We start from the raw sequence: 25,441 nt of genomic DNA on the forward strand, positions 1-25,441 counted from the left end.
CACCATAAAAGAGAAATCTCTACTTTCCAGCGGTAACACGTTGGGGGGCACGTCACATCTCTATAAAAAGCGTCACCTCATCGAAAATATGTTCGCCAAGCTTAAAGACCGGCGGCGTGTTGCCACCAGATACGACCGGTGCGGCTCACACATTCATGTCCGCTATCCATATCGTAGCAAGCTTCATTTTCTACCTCAAAGAATGAGCTTTGAGCCTAGGGCGCATCACGCTAACGCAGGCCATTTCGGTTCACAAAATGATGCCACTCAGCACGGGGAGTTCATCAACGTGAGGTTTGCTGTGGTTTTGTGAAAAATACGGCTGCAGACGCTCCATTTCTTCAGCCGTCAGCCCAAATAGCTTGCTGATCTTCAGTCTCCTTGTAGAGCCTGAATCAAAATCCCCTATAAAAATTAAGAGGTCCTGCATCTAAGGGGGAGCCGATACACCTCGGCCTTGTGCGGATGGAATATGATTATGATTACTTTGAAATAAAAAATATACTTTATGGTGCGAATATATGATCATTTAAATATACATAATAAATGTTGATCACATTTAAGCCGCTTTATGGTAGAGGGCTACTCACCTTTTATACTAAATTAAATCGTCATTTAAACAAAAATATATTATTTTTACGTTGATGAATGTTGGATTTGAGGTGATGTTTCTTGAGTGAAACATATTATGAGGCGGAAAGATTCCGTTGACATGATGCAGCGCAAGGATTGTTCGGGGACAATCCTGAAGGAGCCGTAATGAAAAATGCTTTGCGATATTTTTTGGGTGTAGCTGGCTTTTTAGGGGCGGGTACTCACGGCATTTGTGCTGCTCCATTTAGTACGGCTTTTGTTCCATACAAAGAAGCGGCAGCGGATACGCCAGTACATTTTGATGTGACTTTGCCTTTGCGTGATCCTGCTGGTTTAGCTGCGCTGGTTGAAAAACAGCACGATCCGGCGGCGCCAGAATATCATCATTGGTTGCAGCCTACAGATATTTTGAGCCGTTTTGGACCTACGGAATATGATGTCGCAAAAGCGAAAGCTGCTCTGGAAGCGCGGGGGCTGAATGTACAGCAAGAGGGTCGTACATTGCATGTGAGCGGACGTGCGGCACCGATTAATGCAACACTTTCAACGTCGCTTAAGGTTGCTCAGTTAGCGGGTGAGAAAGCCCATATTTATACAACGCGTAAGCCTGTATTGCCGGCTGAATTTATTGAAGGATCTGTAGTTACGGGGTTGAGTGCTCATGAGCACGTAGCACGTCCATATCTTCAGCATGTTAAGCTGCCAGAGAGTGTTCAAAACCCTCAAAATCGTTACTCAACCACAGGGGCATACTGGTTTACGGACCTTAAGCAGGCGTATGGCTATCCGTCTTATAACGCACGGATATCTACCTCAAATGGGGTGCGCCGTTTAGATGGAACTGGGGCGACAGTCGCTATTTTGATGGCATCTGACGTTTATGACAGTGATATCGAGGCTATGTTTGAGCATGAACAGTTCAAACAAAAAGCAGGGTTATCGGCCAATCCCAAGCTTGCAGGGCGTGTTGCTGTTGATGGCGGGGCAACAACAAGCAGTTCCGCTTTGGATGAGGCCTCACTTGATGTTCAGCAGGCTTTAGGTGGAGCTCCAGGAGCGAGTGTAATTTTATATACTCTACCCGATCTATCAGACACGCATATCATTGATGGTTATACGAAAATCATTAATGATAATAAGGCAGATGTTGTTTCATCTTCATTTGGTGGGTGTGAATTGTTCTACACCGCTGCTTATAATGAAGGCGTTGATCAGACACAGACATTAAATCTTGAGCATGAACTATTCCTTCAAGGGAATGCTCAGGGTATTACCTTCCTTGCGTCATCTGGCGATGAGGCCGGTTTGGAGTGCCCAAACCTTACATACCTCAATGGGTCGAATGGTCAGTTTATCCCGAGTGTTTCGACCCCCGCGGCAGATCCAAATGTAACGGCAGTTGGCGGAACAAATTTGGTGACAGCCTCCAGCACAGGATCGTTGGATTCAACATATTTGCGTGAAAACGCTTATGGTGATCCAGAAAGTTCTTATGATCCGGATAATGTTGGCGCGCAGGCTTCTGGTGGCTATTGGGGGGCTGGTGGTGGTTTATCAACCATTTTTGCAGCACCAAGCTATCAACAAAATGCGGGTATTAATACCGGGTCGACATCGAACCGTGCCTTACCAGATATTGGTATGCAAGTTGGCGGTTGCCCGGGCTTGGCGCAGTCTCCGTGCAACGGGGGAGATACCGCAGCAGAAGGGAATGGTAATTCTGAACGTTCAGCTGTTGTTGTTTATATTCAGGGGCAAGCATCAGGCTTGATTGGTACGTCTGTTGCATCACCAGAGTTCTCGTCAGTTGTCGCGCTTCTGGTCGAAAAGTCTGGACGTCAAGGAAACTTGAATCCTTATATTTATAATTTAGGGCACAAGCAGTCTTTGGCGCCGAATAGTCGATATGCTGCGTATCATCGGAATATTCCGGGGTATAATGGTGTAGTGACTAATGCGCAGCCTGCACAAACAGGAAATGAGTATTTTAACTATACTGTTGGTAATGGTACGCCTGTTGTAAAGAACTTTATTGGTGCTTATTCTGTGCCTAGTGCAGGAACACCGCAAACGTCAACGAATCCATAAGAAAAGAGGGCCCAACCGCGTAGGTTGGGCCTTTTGTTGGGTGGAGATTTAGCCGTTCAGTTTTAACTCGGTTGCCGTTTTTTGGCGAATATTACGGCAAGCTTCTTGGTCTGTCGTTAAATTAAGACCGTATGATGGTAAAGCGGTTTTCAGTTTTTGAGTGTAGTCTTCAGGAAGCCCTAGAGGTGCTGCATGTGCCGTCAGAAGTTTGAGCACAATAGCAGCGGAGACAGATGCGCCGGGGGAAGCGCCGAGTACGGCCGAGAGTGTACCGTCTGCGCTATTAATAACTTCAGTTCCTAATTTGAGAACGCCACGGCCTTTGGTTTCTGGGCGGATGATTTGCACCCGTTGTCCTGCGATGACACGATGCCAATCCTGCGTTTGAGCAAGAGGATATGTGTCTTGTAAGAAGGCCATGCGGTCTGCGTTGCTTTGGAACACTTCTGTCATCAGATAACGTACAAGCGAGAGATTATCGAAACCTGCACTCAGCGCGGGCCAGAGATTATTTTTTGTGAGAGAGCGTAGGTAATCGCTACGTGCACCCGTTTTTAAGAAGCGTGTTGTGAAACCGGCATATGGGCCAAAGAGAAGCTGTGGTTTCCCGTCGATCATACGTGTGTCCAGATGGGGGACAGACATTGGTGGAGCGCCGACTGGGGCCATGCCGTACACTTTTGCATGGTGGCGGGCGATGACGTCTGGGTTGGTACATTTCATCCAGATGCCGCTTACGGGGAAGCCAGCATATCCTTTGGCTTCAGGTAATTGTGCTTGTTGCAGTAAGGGTAGCGTTGCGCCGCCTGCACCGATGAAGACGCAGCGTGTTGAGAAGGTAATATCGCCTTGAGAACTGCGCGCGGTGATGGACCATCGGCCGCTCGGAGAACGCTGTAAGTCTGTAACGCGATGCTCGGTCAGTAGGCGCACAGAGCCTTTTTGCGTTAACCCTTTGAAGAGAGAGCGTGTGAGCGTCCCAAAATTGACGTCTGTTCCGTGTAAAACGCGTGTTGCAGCGACGGGCTCACTTGGGTTGCGGCCTTCCATTGCGAGAGGCGCCCAAGAGGTAATGGTTGCTGGATCTTCAGAGTATTCCATACCAGCAAAGCAATGATGCGCGGATAGTGCGGCATAGCGCTTTTTGAGGAATGCGACGTCCTTATGGCCATGGACGAGGGCGATATGCGGGCAATTTGTAATAAACTGCTCTGGAGATGGGAGCAGGTTATTGCGTACCCAATGCGCCCAGAGTTGGCGGGAGAGGTCAAAATCTGTGTTGATGCTCAAGGCTTTATCAATGGCGATGCTGCCATCTGTGGCCATGGGCGTATAATTGAGTTCACAATATGCGGCGTGACCTGTCCCGGCATTGTTCCATGCATTGCTGCTTTCTAAGCCCGCTTCGGGCAAACCTTCAAGCACAACAATGTTGAGATGCGGTGCCACCTCTTGGAGGAGTGCGGCAAAAGTCGCACTCATAATACCTGCGCCAATGAGCACGAGATCAGGGGAGGTTAATGTCCGCATGGTGCGTTAGCCGTTGTTTGAGTTGTTAGGCTGGAGAGTATTGGTGATGCGCAGTACGAGCCACGGTATAAGGAAGTAAAGCCAGACAAGAATGAGCATGAAGCGGGTCAAGCTGTGCATGTCTGCCTTGATAACATTGCGGCAAAACATGAAGGCGAGGCCAAGTGCGCAGGATACGCAAATGGCCCCAAAAAGGTTGCCCATGAGGCCGCGCCCATCATTCATCTGTTGGAAGCGTGTGATGATGCTGTTGTGTGTGTTCATGCTCATGGTGCTCAACAGGTTAGACAGTAAAATATTTGGCGCGTGGGTTCAGGAAGACGAGCGCAGATGTGGATTGCTCAGGGTGGAGCTGATAGCCATCTGATAGGGAAATCCCGACGCGTTCTGCCCCAAGAAGTCGTAGGATGGGTTCTTGGTCTTCCAAACGCGGGCAGGCGGGGTAGCCGAAGGAATAGCGTGATCCACGGTAGGACTGAGACAGCATTTTTTCCATGTCACGGTCATCTTCTGCGGCGAAGCCAAGTTCAGCGCGGATGCGCTTATGAGTGTATTCCGCCATGGCCTCGGCCATCTCCACAGATAGGCCGTGGAGATAGAGGTAGTCTTGGTAACGGTCAGCCTCAAACCATTCACGTGCTAGATCAGATGCTTTTTGGCCGACAGTGACCACTTGTAGGCCAATGACATCACGCTCTGGGTCATGAATGTCACGCACGAAATCTGCGATGCACTCGCCGTCTTCTTTCGGTTGGCGTGGCAGGGTGAAGCGTGTGGCTTCGGTGATGCCATCTTCTTCGAATAAGACGAGGTCATTGCCATCACCGGCCGCTTTCCAGTAGCCGTAAATGGCTTGAGGGCGGAGCACGTCTTGCTCTGCGCAGAGGGCGAGCATGCGTTTCATGACGGGGCGGAGTTCCGTTTTGGCGTACTCCATGAACTCTTCAAGAGAGCGGCCTTGCTTACGGAAGCCCCATTGGAATTGGTAGAGGGAGCGTTCGTTGAGGAAAGGCAGGACAGCGTTTGGTGCGGCTTCCACAACTTTAGCGCCCCAGAATGGTGGCGTGAGTACAGCTTCACTCCCGGCGATGCGTGCGCGGCGGGCGCGAGCAGCTTCTTTATCCACCGTACCAAAGCCGCGCGTTTCTTGTATTTCGGGGGCACGCGCGTTGCGGCGGGCACTTTTGCCTGCACGTTTGGTTTGGATAGCGGTGAGGTAGTCGTTGAATTTGCCTTGGGAAATCGTATCCATCAAGGAGAGGCCGTCAAACGCATCACGTGCATAGGCAACGTGACCGGGTTCCCCGCCACCGTAAGAGGCAGCACATTCTTCTTCAACGTAATTTCGGGTCAGAGCGGCACCGCCAAGGATCACCGGTACGTCAATGCCCTGACGGTGCATTTCTTCTAGGTTTTCCCGCATGATAACGGTTGATTTGACGAGAAGGCCGGACATGCCGATGGCATCGGCCTTATGTTCTTTCGCTGCCGTTATCATATCAGCAAGTGGGACTTTGATGCCCAGATTAATGACCTGATAACCGTTATTTGTCAGAATAATATCGACAAGGTTCTTACCAATATCATGCACGTCCCCCTTAACAGTGGCGAGGACCATTGTGCCGCGGTGTTGGCCTTCAACGCGTTCCATATGGGGCTCAAGCCATGCAACGGCGGTTTTCATGGTCTCAGCCGATTGCAGCACGAAGGGGAGTTGCATTTTTCCTGCGCCGAAGAGCTCTCCGACGACTTTCATGCCGTCGAGCAGGACGGTATTGATAATATCAAGGGCGGGCATGGTCTGCATGGCGGCTTCGAGGTCTTCCTCAATGCCTTTACGGTCCCCATCAACAATACGGTCTTTTAGGCGCTCAGCCGGAGTTTCGGCACGGCGCTTTTTGACGGCATCGGCCGCTTTACGGCCAGCAAACAGCTCAAGCAGCTTTTGCAGTGGGTCATAATCTTCAGTTCGGCGGTCAAAAATGAGATCTTCCGCAACTTTGACCTCTTCTGGTGCAATGAGGTGCAGTGGACGGATCTTGCTGACATGAACAATAGCGCCGGTCATGCCCGCTTTGACGGCATGATCCAAAAAGACGGAGTTTAACACGGCGCGAGCCGCCGGGTTGAGCCCGAAGGAAATGTTGGACAGGCCAAGAATGATTTGAATATCAGGGAACTTTTCCCGGATCATCCGAATGCCTTCGAGTGTCCACACCCCGAGTTTACGGTCATCCTCTACACCCGTAGCAATAGTGAAGGTGAGGGGGTCAATCATGAGGTCGGATTGAGGGAGGCCGTATTGTGTGCAGGCAAAATCAACCAGACGTTCGGCAATACGGAGTTTGTCGTGCGGTTCTTTCGCCATGCCCACTTCGTCAATGGTCAGGGCAATCATGGCAGCACCGAACTTGCGTGCAAGCTTCATGCGGTCATGTGCGTGCTCTTCGCCATCTTCAAAGTTGATGGAGTTGATGATGGGTTTGCCGCCATGGCGCTTGAGAGCGGCTTCGATAACGGGGGTTTCGGTGGAATCAATGACTAGGGGAGCGTTTACTGAAGACGTAAAGCGAGAGACAATTTCGTTCATCTCTGCCGTTTCATTGCGCCCGACAAAGGCCGTACAAATATCGAGGGCGTTGGACCCTTCAGACGCTTGTTCACGGCCAATGGCGACGCAGCCGTCCCAGTCTTGGGCTTCTTGCAGTTCACGCCATTTTTTGGACCCATTGGCGTTACAGCGTTCACCAATGGAGAAATAGCTGTTTTCTTGGCGTAGTGGTGTTTGTGTGTAGAGGCTAGCCACGGAGGGCATCCACACAGCATTACGCTTTACGGGTTTGGGGCGCAGACGCTCTCCGCCAAGGCGACGGAGCATTTTATCGAGGGCTGCAATATGTGGCACTGATGTGCCACAGCACCCACCAATGAGGTTGAGCCCATCTTCTTTGACGAAACGTTCAACCCATACGGCCATTTCATCTGGGCCGAGTGGGTAGACGGTTTGACCATCCACAAGTTCCGGAAGGCCAGCATTGGGCTGGATGGAGAGTAGGCCGGGCCAGTTCTCGGACAACCAGCGCACATGTTCAGCCATTTCTTGCGGGCCGGTTGCACAATTGAGGCCGAGTGACGGCACGCCAAGAGATTCGACGACGGTGGCCGCTGCGGCAATATCTGGGCCGACCAAGAGGGTGCCGGTTGTTTCGACCGTGACTTGTACAAAGATCGGCGCATCAGAGTTAAGCTCTAAACGTGCTTGTTTTGCGGCGTTCACGGCGGCTTTGATTTGTAATGTGTCTTGGCATGTTTCGATTAAAAAACCATCGACGCCACCATCAATAAGGCCGCGGCATTGCTCGATAATGCCTGCTTCCAGCGTGTCATAATCAATATTATTGAGCGTCGGGAGTTTTGTACCGGGGCCAATGGAGCCCATGACATAGCGGTGCCGATCATCAGCAAAGCTATCCGCGGCCTCTCGCGCAAGGATCGCGGCAGTACGATTAATTTCGCGTGCGCGGTCTTGAAGATCAAATTCGCTGAGTGTGACTATGGAGCCGCCGAATGTGTTGGTCTCCACCATATCCGCGCCGGCTTCGTAGTAACCACGGTGGATTTCACGAACGAGCTCTGGGCGGGAGAGATTGAGGATTTCTGTACAGTTCTCCTGCCCCCAGTAATCACGTTCAACCTCAAGATCGAGCATTTGAACGCGCGATCCCATGCCGCCGTCACACAGTAGGACCTGATCGGAAAGGGCGTCGAGCAGATGGGGGCGGGAAGACATGAAAGGCGGACCCTCGTAGAGAAACAGCAGCGATATTGCCGGCCTAACCGTCACCATGAGATGGCTGTAAAAACGGTGCGCCCGACGCGAGAAGAAGAACGTGTATAACGGGTGACGTTACCTGCTGGCAAACGGGTAAAAAGTCAGGCTATGGTGCTTGCCCATAAAATGATGAGTGTTTTGCAATGAAACCGCGCTTTTCCCTTGTTTTGCCGCTTTGTGTTGTCTTGGCAATTGTTTCTTGGGCAAGTGCATATCCCGTTACGCGCATGGCTTTGCAGGAGATGTCTCCATTGCCATTGGCCGCTACACGCTATGCATTGGCGGGGGGGATTGCGTTGTTATGGTTACTGGTAACGCGACCTCCTTTTCCCGCGCTGAAAGACTGGCCACAATTAATTGCCTGCGGTGCAACCGGAATTACTTTATACAACATCTTATTCAATAATGGTGAGGTGACGGTCAGTTCAGGTGCAACCAGTTTGCTTTTGGCGGCGATGCCCTTGATTTCAGCGTTGCTAGCTTCTGTGTTCCTTGGGGAGCACTTGCTCCTTCGCGGTTGGATTGGTTCATTGATGAGTTTTACTGGCGTGGCCCTGATTTCGTTGAATGAGGGGGGCGGTATGCACTTGGGGAAGGGGACTTTATTTATCATTGGGGCAGCATGCTGTGGCGCGTTGTATACGAATTTGCAGAGGCGCTTGATCCGCAAATATGGTGCTTTGCCCGTGATTGCCTATGTTTTGATTATTGGCGGTATTTTGCTGTCACCTTGGTTGATGGCTGGCATCACTCGTCTGGAGACGGCGGGGGCAGTTACGCGGTGGTCTGTTATTGAACTGGCTGTTTTACCTGCTGCGCTGGGCTATGCAGCATGGGGCTATGTGATCGGACAGTTAGGGGCTGCTCGTGGTGTTTTGTTTATGTATCTTTTACCGCCAGTGACCATGTTATTAGCGTTTGCGCTGAGCGGTGAGGTTCCCCGATGGTCGACCCTTGAGGGTGGGAGTGTGGTCATGGCGGGGCTGGCTTTGGCGACTTTCCCAGCGCGGCGGAAAGTGCCGGTTATTGTGCCGGAAACTGTTGAATTGGGTGAGGCGTGAGTCGGATCCCACTTTATATTACGCGTGACGTAGAATGCTTCAGTCGCGCGCAGCGTGAGTGTTGTGTGTGTGTGGCTTTAGGCCCCGTGTCTCGGGAAGGTTGGGTGGATGTGGTGGTGCAGCCCCCGCCTTCGCCTTTTCGGAGGCATAGTTTTGGTTGCGCGTGCTGTGCGCGTGACGGTTTGACGGTGCTTCTTGGTGGCTTGTTTCAAGAGTATGTGCGTGGAGTACGTCAGTTTGATGCTCTTGTTTTAGAAGTGACATCATCTGAATATGATGATGTTCAGACTTTATTGCAGCAAGATGCGTTATTAGCTGCGCGTTATGATGTGCAGGTTGAAGAATTAAAGGAAGAACAATGAATATTGCGTCATGGATGGAGCGGTCCGGAGTTGCTTTTGGGACAAGTGGCGCGCGCGGATTGGTCACCGCCATGACGGATGAAATTTGTTGTGTTTATACGCAGGCATTCCTGCGGCATTTAAGAGCAATAGGACAGTTTGAAGCGGGAGCGCTTGTTGCTGTGGCCGGGGATTTGCGGCCGAGCACGCCGCGGATTATGGCTGCTTGTATTGCGGCGATTCAGTTGGAAGGTGGCGTACCCGTTTATGGAGGCACTGTACCGACACCAGCTTTATGTACCTATGCATTTGCGCGGCGTATGCCATCTTTAATGGTGACAGGTAGCCATATTCCGGCTGATCGGAATGGTATTAAGTTTAATCGTGTGGATGGTGAATTCCTGAAAAGTGATGAAGCCGCCATGCGAGACGTAGCGGTGACGGTTCCTGATGGCTTATTTCGTGCTGATGGCTCTTTTGTTCAGGCGGTATCCCTGCCGCCGGTGACGGATATGGTGGCTGAATATGTGGCGCGTTATAGGGATGCCTTTGGGGATACAGTTCTTAAAGGGCAAACTCTGGGCGTCTATCAGCACTCTTCGGTTGGGCGCGATGTTGTTCCTTTGATTTTGCAGGCTTTAGGGGCTGAGGTTGTACCCTTGGCGCGCTCTGAGGTGTTCGTGCCGGTTGATACAGAAGCGGTGCGTCCAGAAGATAAAGCTTTGGCTCTGGAATGGGGCAAGGAGGGGCGTTTTCAGGCTGTCTTGACGATGGATGGAGATGCAGATCGGCCGCTTTTGGCTGATGAAAATGGGCAATGGCTGCGTGGCGATGTGCTCGGGATTTTATGTGCACGTTTTTTGAAGGCTGCGTATGTTGCAACGCCGGTTAGTAGTAATACGGCTTTGGAAAAAGCAGCATTTGCTGTGCAGATATATCGTACGCGTATTGGCTCCCCGTATGTGATTGCTGCGATGCAAGAGGCGATGACGATTGGCAATACCGCCGCCGGGCCGGTGGTAGGATATGAAGCCAATGGTGGCTTTTTGCTGCAAACAGATGTGACGTTACGGGCTGGTGTTTTGTCTGCCTTGCCAACGCGTGATGCGGTCTTGCCTATGTTGGCGGCGTTATGCGCTGCAGCGGAGCGCGGTGTTACTCTTTCTGCGCTATGTGCCGAGTTACCCTCGCGCTTTACGGCCAGTGATCGTTTGAAGGAGATGCCAACGGCGCAAAGCCGCGCCGCTCTGGAAGGTTTGAACAAGGACACATTGGCGGGAGCGAAAGCGTTGGGCTTTGTGGCGTTATGCGGCGATTTGGAGCGGGTAGATGTTACGGATGGCTTGCGTATGACGTTTGCCAATCATGAGATTATTCACTTGCGCCCCTCGGGCAATGCCCCAGAGTTACGTGTTTATGTCGAAGCCGCGACGCAAGAGCGCGCTACGATTTTGTTAGAGAATGGTTTGCGTGCTGTTTCTGTGTGGCGAGATGCTGGCTAGGGGCTTTTTACAAAAAGAAGATATTTAGGTTTGTTCTCGGGTGTTCTCTGGGATGCTGATTGAGGTCGTTATTTTTCAGAACGTCCAGTTTGGAGATCTGAAAAATAACGCTGCAGTCTTGGAGGCGTCAAAAGGTCTCTAACATTTTTCATATTGTCTTTTGGACAGCAAAAAGTCTCCGTAACCCGTCGTCGAGAGAGGAAGGTGTAATGTTGAGGCGCTGCTGCATAGGCGTAATGTCAAAGGTTTTATCTTCTAAGAGGCGGCGTATTTCTTCCGGCATGATGGTGGGGATGACGGCAATATGCCGTGTGTACTGAGCAAGGTAAGCGAGAAAAGAACCGGGGACAGAAATAATAGGACGTTGTTTTAGGCCCGCATGGTCGCTGATTTTTTGTACAAACTCGCGGTATGGTAGTGCCGTGCCGCCTGCAATGACGAGTGTCTCAGGGGTCGTGATGTGGCCATTAAGGAGTAGTGAGATACCGGCGATGATGCAGCGAATAACATCACGTTGTTCAATAGGCTGTACCCGCATGTTGCCACCGCCCGGTAAGGGGACCAAGGGTAATTTACGAATAAGATGCGTTAGGCGTTGCACGTTATTCTCACCATTGGCGCCGTAGATCATGGTGGGGTGCAGGAGTAAGGAGGGGCGCCCATTATCATGCAGCGCAGCTTCGCCCGCCAGAACACCATTACCATGTGCATCGGGCCAGCGGGTGAATTTGCGTGTGCTGCCTAATGCGATGATAGGAGCTGTGCTGGCTTGTAGAATGGCGGGTATATGGCTGGCATGTGCGGTATTGGCGATGAGTGTTACGCCTTGCAGGGCGGTCTGGAGCGTATCCTGATCGGTGAGGTCAGCCTGCATGACGCTCTGTAAATGCGGGCGTAGGTCATCAGGGAGCGTTTCAATGCGGCGTAGGACGGCACGGACATTGTAGCCTTGTGCGATGAGTGCGTTGCACAGGCTACGTCCGGAGCGGCCATTAGCCCCGATTACGGCGATGAGGGACATTATTTAACCGAAAATGTCATGACATTAGGGGTGAAGAGCAGCATTCCCCATGTCGGGTTATGCGCCAGAGCCGGTATCTGAGAAATTGGCAGAGGGGTGGGAGGCACAACGCTAAGGCTCAGCGTACGTCCATTAGGTGCAGTGATGTAGTCAAGCACAGGCGCGAAGACGGGTGCTGATTTGGTGATATTTTGTAAGCCTAGAAGAAGGCTCTTTTGATCTTCTTCGGAAAAGCTTGTTTTGGACAAAAGCAGAGGGGTGTCATGTATGAAGCGATCTCCTTGCAAAGAAAATTGTATATTATTTAGAAAAAAATCTGACCGTGGCGGCGTGGTTTCGGCAGAGGGGATCGTCCCCTTTTGTAGGTGCAGAGAAAACGTAAAATGTATGAAGTCAGGAATCGTGAGAGCCAGCTGTGAAGTTAGGTCATTGTGATTAAATGATACAATTGTGTTTTCTGTGATGGTCGAGCCTGCTCCGTTGAGGTGTACGGGGATTGTCTGTGAGCCAAGGCGAAGGTGTAAGCCTGTGGCTGTCAGGGCAGAATGTGTTCCGTCGTTTTCCGGTGCATTGTGGAAAGAAATTTGATCAATATATCCGTGATTATTACCAAAACTGACAGTGTTGTTGAGTGCAGTGAATGATGCCGTATTTGGAGGTGTGGGGGTATTATTCTTGAGGGTTTCTTGGATGGTGGTGGCTGTGTCGTCTATTTGTGCTGTGAACGCATCACACGTTAAAAAAATGGGTGTTGGGTAGGCTGGAGATGTACCGTCGTCTAAAGACGTTCTGCGAAGAGAGAGTGTCGTTGCGCGGTTTTTACCGTATCGGTCTAGCTGAGCATTCTGTGCGGTAAAGTACCATGCTTGCTGGGCTGTCCGGAGAGTGAAGCGGGCTGAGAGGTCTTCGGTCTCTCCATGATCAAGGATAATATTGCTCGCTTCAACAGCGGTAAGGCCAGCGCCGTGGTCTGGGGGAATGACAAGGCCGCGTAAATGCATTGTGTTAGCGTGTATATGGTAAGATGGGCCATCGAGAGATGGCTGCTCCAGATCAAGGCGTGAGAAGCTTGTTTCACCGGCTGGAGATAATGTCACATGCCCTAAATGCAGTTCATGTGCGCGGTAGGTGATATCGTGAATACGTAATGTGACGTCAGAAAGATGTGCGCCGCGCGCTAGAAGGTCAGGGCGTGCGGCGCTGTATTCAAGCGTCGAGCCTGGAGGGAGCGCGGCACGAAAGCGCGTTAGGCCGTTTTGAAGGGCGTGCTCAGGGCCATAATGGGTGCCGTAGGCGACAACGCCGGCAAAGGCCACTAAGAGGCTGGTGGCAAGTAAAGGGCGTTTCATAGCGGACTCCGACACGACTGCTATAATGCAGTAGGGCTAACTTACAGAGAATGTATGGCCGATAATGTATTTTTCTTATCACGGAGTGGCTTGAGAGCAAAAGTGGGTATAAAAATTACGGTAATATAATACCACATTGCTGTTTTTGGCAGAAAACTGCGGAAAATTAAAGGGTGTAGTGTAAAATAAGCACTTGACGAAAGGCGCTGATACCGCGATAACGCCGCACCTGATCCGCTCCCGGGCATGTTCCGGCGGGCGTTGTCCATAGGTGTGACCTTTTATTTGAGGTCATACCCCGAAACCGGAATATCAACGATGAAGACTACACAGTCGCTGAAGCCGGCGGAGGTGACGAAGAACTGGATCCTGATCGACGCTGAAGGGCTCGTTCTTGGCCGTCTCGCCACTATTATCGCCAATCGTCTGCGCGGCAAGCATAAGCCACAGTTCACCCCGCATGTTGATTGTGGCGACAATGTCGTCGTGATCAACGCGGAAAAGATTGCCCTGACAGGCAACAAGGTGGGCCAGAAGCTGTTCCACTACCACACGGGTCATCCGGGCGGTATTAAAGAGCGCACCATCACGCAGCGTCTGACGGGTAAGAACCCAGGTCACGTTGTTGAGAAGGCTGTCGAGCGTATGATTACGCGCGGCCCGCTGCAGCGCGCTCAAATGAAGCACCTGTACGTTTATGCTGGCGCAGAGCACCCGCATGACGGCCAGAAGCCCGTCAAGCTGGACGTGGCTGCGCTGAACCGCAAGAACACCGTTTCACACGAGTCGTAAGGCCTGACCATGTCCGAGACCCAAGAGCGCACCGGCACGCTGCAGGACCTTGCGAGCGCTGCCCCTTCAATTGCTACCAACGCAGCACCTGTTCGTGAAGCTAAGCACGACGCACAGGGCCGTTCCTACGCTACAGGCCGTCGTAAAGACGCTGTTGCTCGCGTATGGATCAAGCCAGGTAAGGGCGACATCATCGTCAACGGCCGTCCGGTCAAGACGTATTTCGCTCGTCCAGTTCTGCGTATGCTCCTTGCACAGCCATTCCTGATCACGGATCGTTACAACCAGTTTGACGTGTATTGCACGGTTGCTGGTGGCGGTCTGTCCGGTCAGGCTGGTGCAGTTCGTCACGGTATCTCCCGTGCACTGACGCATTACGAGCCAGGTCTGCGCGGTATCCTGAAGCTTGCTGGCTTCCTGACGCGTGACAGCCGTGTTGTTGAGCGTAAGAAGTACGGCCGTGCGAAGGCACGTCGTTCCTTCCAGTTCTCGAAGCGTTGATTTTTCAACGTCTTTGTTGGACAGAAAAAACCCGGCCATGTGCCGGGTTTTTTTGTGCTTTCTGCATTCGGTTCTCAGGGTGGAAGCGCACTATTGCTCGTAGCAGGTGTGCGGTCTGTCTCGTTATGTTCGCAAGAGAGGCGCAGTAGGTATCGAGCGTTTTTTTAGTCTTGCTGCTTGTTTGTGCTTTCGTGTCTTTTAAAAATAAAAAAGGTGCACTCACTGTTGGGCTGTGGCGTTGATGAGTGTGAGTAGTTCTTCAAGTGTGTGTATATTCTGATGCTGCATGATGAGTGTACGTCCGGTGTGTAATGCTTTTAATCGGGCGGCGCTGCGTGTGGCGGGGTCAGGGCACAGGTCATAATCCGCTATTTGGGCGAAGCCGATTGTGCGGCGGATAAGTTCAAGCCCGCAAAAGCCGCATGTATCCTGTAAAATGGTGGTTAGGGTACTTGTTAGTACGGAATATGCAGCGTCATTGGATAAGAGTGAGGCGGCATCTCCTTTGCGTTCTTGGAAGAGACGAGTGAGTTCTTCGCAAAAACTCTGCCAGAACTGTTGGATCTCTTTGAATAAAAGATCGTTTTTTTGGGGGGCGGCGCAGGCATGAAGTATCAGATTGCCGATATAAAGCCCGCAATCAAAGCCGATGGGGCCCATGAGGGCGAATTCACCATCAATGACGCGGATATCACTGCCGTGCAGCATGATGGAGCCGGTGTGCAGGTCCCCGTGGAGAAGCGCTTGGCGTTCTGTAAGGAAACGTATTTGGAGTGCAGTGACGGCACTGTGTAGCGCGGTGTCTTGTTGGAGCGCTGAGATCGTAGTTTCTAAGGCGGGTTCTGCCGGTGGGTTTCGTGAACAGGGGTGGAAGGGATCGTTTAAAATCAGGTCGACGGTGATGCGCGTTAGGGCTGTATTGCCTGAGAAGGCTTCGAGAATATTGGAGCCTGTTTCGAATGGTTGGGTCAGCCAACTGCTAGCGTGGGTCGCGCGGGCAATATAACGCCCGATTGGTGCTGAAAAGCCGCTGTTCACACTCCCGTTGATGAGGGCCGTACGCAAGACTTGATGTGGTATAAGCGCTTCCATGACCAGCAGGTACATTTCAGCATCATAGGTATACAGTTGCGGTGCATAAGGCGTCACTGCGGGGGCTGTATGCTGCATGTAGCGCGCTTCAAACAAGGCACGTTCCAATGGCATGGGCCAATCAGGGGCTACGCGAACATGTGGTAGAGCTTGTTTGCAGCAGAGTGCGCCGGCAGGGCCTGAAACAATAAAGACCAGATTGAGATTGCCATCACTGACTTCTCGGATGTGCCATTCCTGTGGGGAGGGGCCAAGGAGGTGGCTCAGGTCAGGGCGTTTTGTAAGCCAGTCCCGTAGTGTGATGGGCGTGAGGGCGTAATAGGGCATTAGGTGTGTTCCAGCAGGGCGCGTAATGTGGGGACGAATAGGCCATTAAATGATGCTTTGTGTGTAGGGTCTAGGCATGCAAGGGCATCATATTCTGCGTTACCGTCAGCTTTGCAGCGTGCGTCGATGACGTGGAAGGGGAGCATACTGTGGATTGAAACGCCGATATCAATGATATGTGTGCTGGGGTGTTCACACGCAAGAATGGGAGTGCCAATCTCCATCTCCTGAGGGAGTAGGCCGAGTTCCTCTTGCGCTTCTGCTTGTAGCTGTTCGGCAAGGCTAATTCGTGTTGTCTGTTCGCGTGTTTCAACGTTACCCGCTGGAATGCCCTGCCAGTATTCGGGCAGGTAAATAGAGCGGGCGGAGCGCTGGCCGATGATGATGCCATCAGCAGCATGAAAAAGGCCGACAACGGCGAGGGGTTTAAGAGGTTTGTCTGCAAAGAGTGCAGGGCATGTCATTTGTGCAAGGACATTTTTAAATTGATTCCAATGCCCTTCAATATGAGTGGTGGTGAGATGGTCCACGCAAAAGACGCGGCCATTATAAAGACTGGGATGTTGTGCTGTTTTTTGGCTCCAAATCTTGTCAATGGCATTGCTGTGTGTATGGCACAGCGGGTTGATTGTTTCATGTATGGCAATGTCTAAAGAGGCGTGAAGTGGCGTAATGGGCCAATGGTTGTGAGAGGACATGCTCAACCTATGATGCGTGTGTAATTGTGAGAGACTGGAGAATGCATGAGTGGTCTGAGATTGTGATGTGCGGTGTGGCGGGTGTGAGTTGTGGGAAAGCAAGAGACGTGAGGGACAACATTCCGTCATTGAAAACAATTTCAATGCTGCTGCTATTGATGAGTGCTGTGAATGTTAGGGTACGGTCGAAAGTGAGTGGGGCATTTCGCTCTGCAGTCCAAGCGATGTTTTGGGAAGGGGCAAAGCCTGAGTGATCACGCTTCAAGTTTACGTTGTTACGACTGGGAGACAAAATGAGAGTGAACGGCGTACCCTGACCGCTTTGAAAAGTGATGGTGATGTCACGCGGCCACTGACCATCGGTGGTTGATGTGATGGTAGCTTGGAGGGCGTAGCTTTCTGCATGTGTGAGGGGGATGGGTAAGGATTGTGTGGCGTGTAGTGTCTGTTTGTGTAGTGTTTGTTTTTGTAGGTTGTGAAAAATCTCAGTAGGGGCGATGAAGTTATTGGTCAGGATATAACCAGCATCGCTTTCTTGTAATGTCAGCGTGCGGACACGCGTGTAGCTGCCATAATAATTAATGCGGGGTAATTCTGTCGCATAATCCCAGTTATTCTTCCACGCGATGGCGTAATAGTATTCTTGTGGGTGAGATGTAAGCGGGTGATCACCCCAAATAGCGCAGGCGTAGAAGTCACTTCCGCCGTCTAGCCAGCGACCGGTTGGAGCATCTGGTGTGAATGTTTGACCATTAAATTGCCCGACCCAGTAATGGGCCCCAGTAGTGAAGCCATGACGGTAGCCGTTTGCGCTGCATAAAAGGACCCAGCGTTCTCCTTTGTGGTGTCCTTGGTGATCTCTGGCGACGATAGGGAAAAGGGTTGGGCATTCTAGGGTTCCTAAACTGTCGCACAGGAAGCCAGATAGGTAGGACCAGTCTGTGAGATTGGAAGAGCGGTAAAAGCCGATTTTTCCAATTTCTGCGAGGGACATGATCCAGCATTGTTCTTTTTCAAACCATGTAATGCGTGGGTCCCGAAAAACTTTATCTTTAATAGTAGTATTATTGGGCATTGGGTTCGTCATAACAGGGCGGTCAAAAGTAAAGCTTTTCCCGCCATCTGTAGAAAACCAGCGCGCCGTTCCTTGGCCATTGGGCATAGGCATGGTGCAAAGGGCAATAATGGTGTTTTTGCCTAATCCTGCGCGGTCATCATGATCAATGATGAGTGAGCCGCTCCATGGATCGCCGTAGGGGGTAGTATATTTAGGAATGGCAATATCAGCATCACGCCAGTGAATAAGATCGTGTGATGTGGCGAGTTTCCACGCTGTGCCGTTGCCTGTGGGAAAGTCAACGTTATAGAGATAGTAGAAGTGCCAAGTACCATTCACCTTAAGGATGGGTTGTGGGTCCCCACGGAAGGGTAAATGGCTCATTGGAACGCTTTCCTATGATCGCATGAGTTTTATCATGAGAGCATGTTTTTATAGAAAGGGATAGTGTCCAATAAGCCAAGTGTGCGGCTTAGTGCTGAGGGAGGCGAGGTTGTACGGTAACGTATTCTGTATTGCCTTCTGGTTGTAAATATAAAGTACTTTGGCGCTTGGGTATCCAGAGGCGGTAGTGTCGAAGAAAGTCAGCCCCCAAGAGATTTATATCAACATCAGCGACAGATAGTGTGATGTTGTGAAAATTAAGGGAATCAATACTGAAGCTTTTAAATTTGTGCAGATAATTTGTCACTTTATCTTCACTGACGCCATATGAACTCATTGATTTATCTGCATGTAGGTCTGTTTTTTTGATGCCTGCGTCGAGTACGTCATCTTCGGCGAGAAGTGTAGAACTCGCTCCACTGTCGATGATCGCATCAATGGGATGATCATTGATTTTGAGTGTCACGCCAATTTTATTGCGGTCATTGATGGGAGATGAAAAAGGAATAGAGGTATATTTTCCTGGCCATGGGGGAATTTGTCCTGTGCAGCCTTCTACGTCAAATAAAGCGATTTGATGTTGTGGAAGGTCCATTGCAATATCGTAATTACGCAGAAAATCTGCACCGAAGAGGCCAACAATAGGCAGGCCCGCAATCGTATTGTGTCCGGATTTCTCTCCTGTTGATAGGAGGGTTACATTTCGGGCTATTCCTGAGCCGATACCTAAGGTATCGACGGATACGAGATTGGCGAACGTGCTACCACCAACACCGTTGAGTAAAATAGACTGTGGTAGAGTAGTAACTCCTAATGGTTCTATTTGAGCTGACCAAATTAAGCTTTGTGAAGCACCTGTATCAACAAGAAATGCTACAGGGTGTCCGTTCACTGTGGCGCGTACAATTGGAGAGAAATTGTTGTTGATGACTTCCATATTGCCGAGAGAGGTAATATGACAAGAACCATCATCTGCGCAATTGGCTAATCCTAGAGCAAAAAGGGTGCATGCAAGAGATATATATTTCATAAATTAATTTCACCCCAATGTTATTGGTTGTTCATTTTTTTACAATAATTATAAATGAATAATTTAATCAATTATGAATTTTATATTTCCGTATTGAAAATATATTTTTCTTCGTGAATGAAGCGAATAATTTTTGTCTAGTGAGGCCTTTGATGTCGATTAAAAGCATTTTTCACGCTTTAATTGTATTACCTATTTTTTTGGGAATTAACACTCTTTATGCATCTGATGACTTGAGGGTTATGACATTTAATGTGCGTTACCCTAATCCAGAAGATGGAATAAATATTTGGGAAAATCGTCGTGATATTTTGGTGAAAGTGGTGCAGAAATTCTCTCCTGATGTGATGGGAACGCAGGAAATTTTTGTGCAGCAAGCGCACTATATTGTGCAACATTTACCGCAGTATAAATGGTTTGCTGTGGATCGTTTTGGTGGGCACGATAATGAACATATGGGTATTTTCTACAATACAGATCGTGTAACACTTTCCGATCACGGAATGTTTTGGTTGTCTCATACACCTGATGTTCCTGGAAGTATTGGGTGGGGCGCAACGTTGCCTCGTTATGTAAATTGGGGTGTTTTTGAGTATAGAAAAAATTCCGTCTCGCATCGGGGGAGGCGGTTTTTGTTTTTAGACACGCATTTTGCCAATCGTGATGTGGAAGATGCACCGGCACGGGCGCATTCTGTTCGGCTGATTTTAGAAAAATTGCCGCAGTTGGCGCATGGCTTGCCGATTATTTTAGTCGGAGATTTTAATTCGGCGCCGATGGATGAAGCGCATCGTTTGATGGAGAAGGGCTTGGTCGATATGTGGGAGCACACCGCACATAAAGAGGGGCCAGAAGGAACATTTCATGACTTTACGGGGCAATCTCAGGTCATGCTTGATTATATTATGACGCAAGGATTTAAGGCGATCTGGATGAAAGTTGATACGTTTCATCAAGGTGAGCGCTATCCCTCAGACCATTTTCCTGTTGAAGCGATTTTACGCGCGAATTAGTCGTTCGGTGCTGTTGAGCGGCGTTATGTGTGTGCCGCTCAACTTGGTATGAGCAATATCAATCTTTGAGAACACGGCTAATGCCAACGCCAATTAGGCTGCACAGAGCTGTTGCTGCGAACATGGTTGTATAATTTGTGGCCTCAATCAGTTGGCCTAGTATTAGTCCGCAACAAGCCACGGAGAGATCTGTAAAAATAGAGTAGGCGCCAAGGGCTGCTCCGCGGTTTTGTGCGCCAGCGCGGTTAACGGCGAGTGTTCCGAGGGATGGAAACAGGAGTGAGAAGCCCGCGCCTGTGAGTGCTGAACCTGTGAGAGCAGCGATAGGGCTATGAACAAAGCCAATTAGCGCAAGGCCTGAGGCTTCAACCAAGAGAGAAAGGGCTGCAATTTCTGCGCCGCCTCGTGCGTTGATTTGTTTGCCGAAGGCTAAACGGACAAATACGAAGACAAGGCCAAATGTTGTGACGGCAAAGCCTGCGCCGCTCCAATGATTATGGGCATAATAAAGGGCTAGAAAGGATGAAATTGCCCCGAAGCCGACGGACCCCGTAGCCAGAGCCATGCCATGTGGGAAGACAAGGCGTAAGGCATGACTAAAAGGCAGTCTTTTAGCGTGGGATGGGGCGGGTGAGAGGCCTTTGTAAAAGGTGATGATGGTTAGGCCAATTAGAGGGAGTATTAAAGCGGTAATGCCCACGCCGATAATGCTGCCGAAGAGGCCCGGGAGGTGTGCCAGCTTGGCGCCCAATGGGGCCCCTAGGGCGATGCCGCCATAGGAGGTAACACCGTTCCATGAAATAGCCGTTGCTGTGTGCTTACTGCCAACGCGACCGATATTCCAAACGGTAACGCCTGTTGCGACCCAGCTTTCTGCCCAACCGAGAAAGAGGCGGCTGATGAGCAGGACCGTTAAAGAGAGTAGGGCGGTGTGCTGCAAGAAGCCTGCACAGAAGAGGCTGGTGCCAGATAGTATGCAGGCCAGCAGGCCCATGGCAACGACCGGTTTAGGGCCGTATAGGTCAATGCGTTTTCCTGCTGGTGCGCGCCCCGCGAAGGTGGCTAAATATTGAAGTGAAAAGCTGAGCCCTGCGATGGTCGTACTGTATCCTAATTTTTCATGCACGAAGAGTGTCAAAACGGTGCTGGGCAAGCCGATGACAATATAAACGAGCAAATTAAACAGAACGACCGGGAGAACCTGTTGGGTTGGTGAGGTCACCGGCATGTCTTCTGTGGTCATGAGCTCTAACCTTCCGGTCATAGGATAACGTCAGGTGATACGACCAAGGAAAAGGTGGCCGTGTCTGTAGACCACAAGCATCATGATGAGCGGGACAGCATAGAGATGAGTCAATTATGACGCATCGAAAACGCATGGGTGGGCTGAGTATTTCGCAGGGGGCCCTGCCATAACGGTTGGCGTCATGGCAGGGCTTTGATTATTAGCGGCGGCTGGAAGAACTGCGCATATCTTGCATCATGCCAGCAATATTGGTGTTGGCGACGTTTGCGCTAATGTCACCATAAGCGCCGAGGCCATTCTGTCCGTACTGCATATCAACAGCAGTATTGGGGCCTTGGAAATTGAGGTGTACAATAGGAGCTAATGATCCGCCCCAACGATATTGTACCATATCGATGAAGGATTGTACTTTACCACCGGGCATGACGTAATGCGCGTAGCTTTGGTAAGTGTTGAGATTTTGCTCAGGGTTTAGGCCCCAGTCAGCGCCGGCGGCAATTTGTAGATTGGTAGGGTTGCCGAGTACGAGGCCGCTGCTAGCATTAAGCGGAATCCATTCACTTCGTATTCCATGGCCATAGAAACCATACTCTCCATCAGGGCCGTCGAGCCCTTCTGCAAAAGTAAAGCGGTGGCTAATGGTCATTAAGCAATAGTCTCCATCCTGCATGTACATTTGAGGGCGTTCTAGTTGATCATTTGTGCAGTTTGCAGAGATAATAGGCGGCAGGAATCTCCACTGCGTTAGGTCGTCTTTTGTTGCAACGGCGAGGCCAACATTGGCACGATTAAATATGGCAGGAGAGGAGTTTACTTGATCTAAGGATTCAGAATATTTCTCACCGGGCTGATAGCCTAGGTCATCTGCATTACATGGGGTATTGCCGCGAACGCCGGAAGAGTTTCCTGCGAAGAGCATATAGGTTTTTCCAGGGTTCGCGGGGTCATTAAACGTGTATGGGTCACGGAATGACATGAATGGATTTTGTTCACGCGTTTGATAATAATACCCATCGGGTTTTAATAACGGAATATGCTTATCAAAACCTGTGAACCACACATGTGTAGTATCCGCATGGATTTACCCGTTGGCAAGTGTAATGGTGGCGTCTGTTGGTCCGTTATCGGGAAACAGCATATCAGTATAGAACGTCATAATGCCATTCGTACCGACCCGTGTGATGCGGGTTGATCCAGACCATTGAGCGTTAATCCCTGCTTGTCCAGCATATAGGGCTGCACTGCTGCCATCAGGAAAAAGATTGCCGCCATAAATCCAACCGCCAGATGCGGGGCGAGAAGAAGCGGGGAGACCAGCTTTTCTATAAAAATAACCAATCTGGGCATGTACGTGGCGGCCACTGAAATCATAGCCAGCATTATTATTGGCTGTTAGACAGAAAATGACTTCCCATCCGTTGTAGCTATATTGATTTCCCGCGGCATCAGTTAAAGGCCAAGTGTCCCATACCCAAACTTGACCATTAGTCGTCGGAAAATCTTTTGGGATGGTCGGCATTGTTAATGATGGAGGAAGGGAGTTCGCCCCGATGGGAGCATTGGGGTTGGATATCGCTTTAATTTGACGCGCGTCTGCGCGGGTCCATTTACTAGTGTAATTTTCTTCTGGTGCATGAGCGAGGTCAGTATGCGTGCTCGGTGCGGGAAAACCTGAATCTACAGGAATATGTTGAGGCATCGGCTTGATAAGCATTGTACCAGGGGCGGGTGGCCGCTGGGCATCTTGAGCAAAGGCATGCAGGCAAGGAAGTATGGTGAGGGTACTTGCGATACTTAAGATATATTTTTTAGAATAAAATTTGTGCTGCATGGGGCATCCTTGTAATCGTGCGTGTAAATGCACTGTACCGATGCTCTTGAGGCATTCGGAGGGATGGCTTAAAAAGTATAAAAAAATAACAATGCAATTGTATAGAATATAAAATTATTTCTTTTCGTAATACCGTCATGAATGATGGTGTGGGTGTCGAAAATCTCCCTCCAGTTATTAAGCTGAAGGGAGATTGGCCTCAATCTTTAGAAGCCGAAGATGCTAAAGGGGTCTGGGAAGGCAGGTGCTGTTGGGGCTGAAGGGGAGGGGATAGGGTTACTATCCTCTAAAAGTCCTAAGAGGTTAGTATTCGCGAGGTTAGCACTAATATCGCCATACCCCCCTAATCCTTGGATGCCATACCAGGAATTAATTGCAGTATTGGGGCCATTCATTGAAACTTGAACGGTGGGAGACAGTGTTCCGCCCCGGCGATTTTGGACTGTATCAATGAAGGATTCAATCTTTCCATCTGGCATGAGGTAATGTGAATAGCTCTGGAAAGCATTCGGGTTTTGTTGTGGGTTAGGCGCCCAGTCCGCACCTGCAGCCGTATTGAGGTCCGTCGGGTTGGCAAGCATCAGGCCGCTGCTATTGTTTAGTGGAATCCAGTCACTGCGGATGCCTTTACCATAGAAGCCGTATTCACCATCGGGGCCATCAATCCCAGCCGCGTAGGTTGTACGGTGGCTGATGGTCAAGAGGTAGTAATTGCCGTTCTTGATGTACATCTGTGGCCGTTCTGTTTGATCATTCACGCAGTTAGAGGAGATTAAAGGCGGCAGGAATTTCCATTGGGTCAGATCGTGGTTTGTTGCAACGGCTAAGCCAATATTGGCGCGTTGGAAAATGGCACCGGAGCCGTTTACCTGATCAACCGTTTCGGCATATTTGTCGCCAGGCTGGTATCCGAGGTCAGATGCATCACATGGTGTTTGTCCACGAACGCCGGCAGAGTTACCTTCGAAGACCATAAACGTTTTGCCGGGGTTGGCAGGGTCTTTAAAGGTGTATGGGTCACGGAAAGAGAAATATTGGTTTTGCGCCCCTGTTTGATAATAGGTGCCATCGGGTTGCAGCAATGGAGTGTGTTGATCAAACCCTGTGAACCACACATGGGTGGCGTCCGCGTGGATTTGTCCTTTTGCTAGGCTAATGATTGCTTGCGGAGGAGTGATATTGCCGCCAGAGCTGTTACGATTGAAGGCCATGTCCGTATAAAACGTCATGATGCCGTTGGTGCCAATTTGCTGAATCCGTGTTGAGCCGGACCACTGGGCATTATCGGTGTAAGCTTGGCCTGCATAAATGGCTTCGCTGCTACCGTCTGGGAATAAGTTTCCGCCGTAAATCCAGCCGCCAGCAGGTGGGCGCAGGAAGGCAGGAATATCTGCTCGACGGTAGAAATAGCCAATTTTTGCGTGTGTATGACGATCGTCGAAACCATAACCGGCGTTTTTGTCAGCGGTTAGGCAGAAAATAACTTCCCAACCGTTGTAGCTGTATTGATTCCCGGAGGCGTCTGTAAGAGGCCATGTATCCCACACCCAAACTTTATCGCTGATGCTAGGAAAGTCGACAGGAATGGTCGGCATAGTTAGTGCATTTGGCAGGGAGTTTACACCAGCTGCGACATTGGGGTTGGACATGGCTTTAATTTGTCGAGCGTCTGCACGTGTCCAACGACCAGTGTAATCTTCAAAAGGATCGTGCGCAGCGCCGGTGTGCGTGGCGGGAGCGGGGTATCCCGGTTCAAGAGGAATATGTTGGCTCATGCGCTTGAACGGCATTAGCCCTGGAGCGGGAGGGAGCTGAATATCCTGTAGGATACTTGCTAAGGCAGGGGGTAAGCTTTGAGCTGATGCATGACTAAGAGATAGGGAGGCTATCGCTAGTCCAGCCAAAGTAAACAGTTTTCTTTTTGCAAACCCGATAACCATAAATATGGTACCCTATTTCCAGAGCAGAAGATTAAGTTTTTAAAAACACTTATCATTAACTAATGTTTTACATTAATTAACGGTAAGTTGTTATCAAGCTATCTAAAATTTAATGATTCGCACTATGAAATATTATAAATTTTTTTTGTTTTAACGATATGAAACTTTATAACCCACTAAAGTGTTACATAATATTTCATTATTTTTGATGT

The 25,441-nt window shown here is 50.1% G+C and carries 18 protein-coding genes and 2 pseudogenes; 8 read left to right on the forward strand and 12 right to left on the reverse strand.

What is annotated here, in order from left to right; all coding sequences use genetic code 11:
• Both KB213_RS10790 and KB213_RS10795 read left to right on the forward strand, forming a co-directional pair.
• Positions 1–206: pseudogene (locus KB213_RS10790) on the forward strand (transposase); the annotation flags it as partial.
• Positions 207–759: 553 nt separating this feature from the next.
• The gene (locus KB213_RS10795) at positions 760–2,682 is read left to right on the forward strand and encodes a S53 family peptidase (protein WP_211683025.1); all 1,923 of its coding nucleotides are present in this window, start codon (positions 760–762) and stop codon (positions 2,680–2,682) included.
• Positions 2,683–2,730: 48 nt separating this feature from the next.
• Here KB213_RS10795 and mqo read toward each other — a convergent pair whose 3' ends face one another.
• From mqo to metH, 3 genes are read right to left on the reverse strand one after another with little or no spacing between them, the layout of a single operon-like run.
• Positions 2,731–4,212, reverse strand: coding sequence for a malate dehydrogenase (quinone) (gene mqo, locus KB213_RS10800; RefSeq protein WP_211683028.1), 1,482 nt, complete (start codon positions 4,210–4,212; stop codon positions 2,731–2,733).
• A 6-nt stretch (positions 4,213–4,218) separates the two neighbouring features.
• A complete protein-coding gene (locus KB213_RS10805; protein ID WP_157070889.1) occupies positions 4,219–4,476 on the reverse strand; it encodes a hypothetical protein in 258 nt (85 codons plus the stop codon).
• A 19-nt stretch (positions 4,477–4,495) separates the two neighbouring features.
• Positions 4,496–8,002 (reverse strand): methionine synthase, encoded by a 3,507-nt coding sequence (gene metH / locus KB213_RS10810; protein WP_211683029.1) that lies wholly within the window; start codon positions 8,000–8,002, stop codon positions 4,496–4,498.
• 185 nt (positions 8,003–8,187) lie between these two features.
• Between metH and KB213_RS10815 the strand changes: the two genes are divergently transcribed.
• Genes KB213_RS10815 through KB213_RS10825 form a run of 3 tightly spaced genes read left to right on the forward strand, consistent with a single transcriptional unit; the run spans position 8,188 to position 10,948 of the window.
• A complete protein-coding gene (locus KB213_RS10815) occupies positions 8,188–9,105 on the forward strand; it encodes a DMT family transporter (protein ID WP_211683031.1) in 918 nt (305 codons plus the stop codon).
• Positions 9,102–9,467, forward strand: coding sequence for a hypothetical protein (locus tag KB213_RS10820; protein WP_211683033.1), 366 nt, complete (start codon positions 9,102–9,104; stop codon positions 9,465–9,467). The genes KB213_RS10815 and KB213_RS10820 overlap by 4 nt, the downstream gene beginning before the upstream one ends.
• A complete protein-coding gene (locus KB213_RS10825; RefSeq protein ID WP_249110512.1) occupies positions 9,464–10,948 on the forward strand; it encodes a phosphomannomutase in 1,485 nt (494 codons plus the stop codon). The genes KB213_RS10820 and KB213_RS10825 overlap by 4 nt, the downstream gene beginning before the upstream one ends.
• 148 nt (positions 10,949–11,096) lie before the next feature.
• Here the strand turns inward: KB213_RS10825 and KB213_RS10830 are convergent, their stop codons facing one another.
• Positions 11,097–11,969: an SDR family oxidoreductase gene (locus KB213_RS10830; RefSeq protein WP_211683035.1), complete on the reverse strand. Its 873-nt coding sequence runs from the start codon at positions 11,967–11,969 to the stop codon at positions 11,097–11,099.
• Complete coding sequence (locus KB213_RS10835; RefSeq protein WP_211683037.1) at positions 11,969–13,318, reverse strand: hypothetical protein; 1,350 nt, start codon at positions 13,316–13,318, stop codon at positions 11,969–11,971. Before KB213_RS10835 ends, KB213_RS10830 begins: the two co-directional genes overlap by 1 nt.
• 318 nt (positions 13,319–13,636) lie before the next feature.
• Between KB213_RS10835 and rplM the strand changes: the two genes are divergently transcribed.
• Positions 13,637–14,110, forward strand: coding sequence for a 50S ribosomal protein L13 (gene rplM / locus KB213_RS10840; protein WP_068171224.1), 474 nt, complete (start codon positions 13,637–13,639; stop codon positions 14,108–14,110).
• Positions 14,111–14,119: 9 nt separating this feature from the next.
• Complete coding sequence (rpsI, locus tag KB213_RS10845; RefSeq protein WP_084367075.1) at positions 14,120–14,611, forward strand: 30S ribosomal protein S9; 492 nt, start codon at positions 14,120–14,122, stop codon at positions 14,609–14,611.
• Positions 14,612–14,830: 219 nt separating this feature from the next.
• On the opposite strand, the gene mtnK is transcribed toward rpsI, so the two are convergent.
• The 4 genes from mtnK to KB213_RS10865 form a co-directional block, all read right to left on the reverse strand.
• Entirely contained in the window at positions 14,831–16,030 is a 1,200-nt protein-coding gene (mtnK, locus tag KB213_RS10850; RefSeq protein ID WP_211683039.1) for an S-methyl-5-thioribose kinase, read from the reverse strand.
• Positions 16,030–16,728 carry an NUDIX hydrolase gene (locus KB213_RS10855; RefSeq protein ID WP_211683041.1) on the reverse strand — a complete coding sequence of 233 codons (699 nt, stop codon included), beginning with the start codon at positions 16,726–16,728 and terminating at the stop codon, positions 16,030–16,032. Before KB213_RS10855 ends, mtnK begins: the two co-directional genes overlap by 1 nt.
• A 7-nt stretch (positions 16,729–16,735) precedes the next feature.
• Positions 16,736–18,169: a glycoside hydrolase family 32 protein gene (locus tag KB213_RS10860; RefSeq protein WP_211683044.1), complete on the reverse strand. Its 1,434-nt coding sequence runs from the start codon at positions 18,167–18,169 to the stop codon at positions 16,736–16,738.
• An 88-nt stretch (positions 18,170–18,257) separates the two neighbouring features.
• Positions 18,258–19,199: a retropepsin-like aspartic protease family protein gene (locus KB213_RS10865; RefSeq protein WP_211683046.1), complete on the reverse strand. Its 942-nt coding sequence runs from the start codon at positions 19,197–19,199 to the stop codon at positions 18,258–18,260.
• 113 nt (positions 19,200–19,312) lie between these two features.
• Between KB213_RS10865 and KB213_RS10870 the strand changes: the two genes are divergently transcribed.
• A complete protein-coding gene (locus KB213_RS10870; protein ID WP_211683048.1) occupies positions 19,313–20,212 on the forward strand; it encodes an endonuclease/exonuclease/phosphatase family protein in 900 nt (299 codons plus the stop codon).
• Positions 20,213–20,270: 58 nt separating this feature from the next.
• Here the strand turns inward: KB213_RS10870 and KB213_RS10875 are convergent, their stop codons facing one another.
• From KB213_RS10875 to KB213_RS10890, 3 genes and pseudogenes are all read right to left on the reverse strand, one after another.
• Positions 20,271–21,455: an MFS transporter gene (locus KB213_RS10875; RefSeq protein ID WP_211683050.1), complete on the reverse strand. Its 1,185-nt coding sequence runs from the start codon at positions 21,453–21,455 to the stop codon at positions 20,271–20,273.
• A 202-nt stretch (positions 21,456–21,657) separates the two neighbouring features.
• Positions 21,658–23,289: pseudogene (locus KB213_RS12870) on the reverse strand (glycoside hydrolase family 68 protein).
• A gap of 206 nt (positions 23,290–23,495) precedes the next feature.
• The gene (locus KB213_RS10890; protein ID WP_408903741.1) at positions 23,496–25,223 is read right to left on the reverse strand and encodes a glycoside hydrolase family 68 protein; all 1,728 of its coding nucleotides are present in this window, start codon (positions 25,221–25,223) and stop codon (positions 23,496–23,498) included.
• Between the last annotated feature and the right edge of the window lie 218 nt (positions 25,224–25,441).

It is taken from the genome of Neokomagataea anthophila (assembly GCF_018122595.1).
In the GTDB taxonomy this organism is placed as follows: domain Bacteria; phylum Pseudomonadota; class Alphaproteobacteria; order Acetobacterales; family Acetobacteraceae; genus Gluconobacter; species Gluconobacter anthophilus.